Raw genomic sequence first — 387 nt, 5'->3', positions numbered from 1 at the left:
GCCTCGAAGGTTATTGGGGCCACCGCAATCTGTTCGGCCGTGCCGAAAAGCTGCGCATCGAGGGCGCAATCAGCGGCATCGGCGGCAACGACCTGACCGAGCTCAACTACAATGCCGGCATCATGTTCGAAAAGCCGGGCGTGGTGGGGCCGGCGTCAAAATTCTTCGCCGGCGTCAACACCGTATTGGAGCATCCCGACGCCTACGACCATTTCGCGGTCAAGGGCAACACCGGTCTGTCCTATGAACTCGACAAGCAGCAGACGGTTTCTGCGGAAGTCGCGCTCGACTATTCGAAGATCACCGATTCCTTCGGCAAGCACACCTATCTGATCGCGAGCGTTCCGCTGCAATATGTCTACGACAATCGCGACAGCCGGCTGAACC

At 58.9% G+C, this 387-nt stretch carries 1 pseudogene; it reads left to right on the top strand.

The features are described from left to right. Positions 1-387, top strand: a pseudogene (locus EOA13_RS37625) (BamA/TamA family outer membrane protein); the annotation flags it as partial.

The organism is Mesorhizobium sp. M7A.F.Ca.US.011.01.1.1 (assembly GCF_003998295.1).
In the GTDB taxonomy this organism is placed as follows: Bacteria; Pseudomonadota; Alphaproteobacteria; order Rhizobiales; family Rhizobiaceae; genus Mesorhizobium.
The sequence above is the reverse complement of the archived record's forward strand: the minus strand, read 5'-3'. Positions and strand labels throughout refer to the sequence as shown.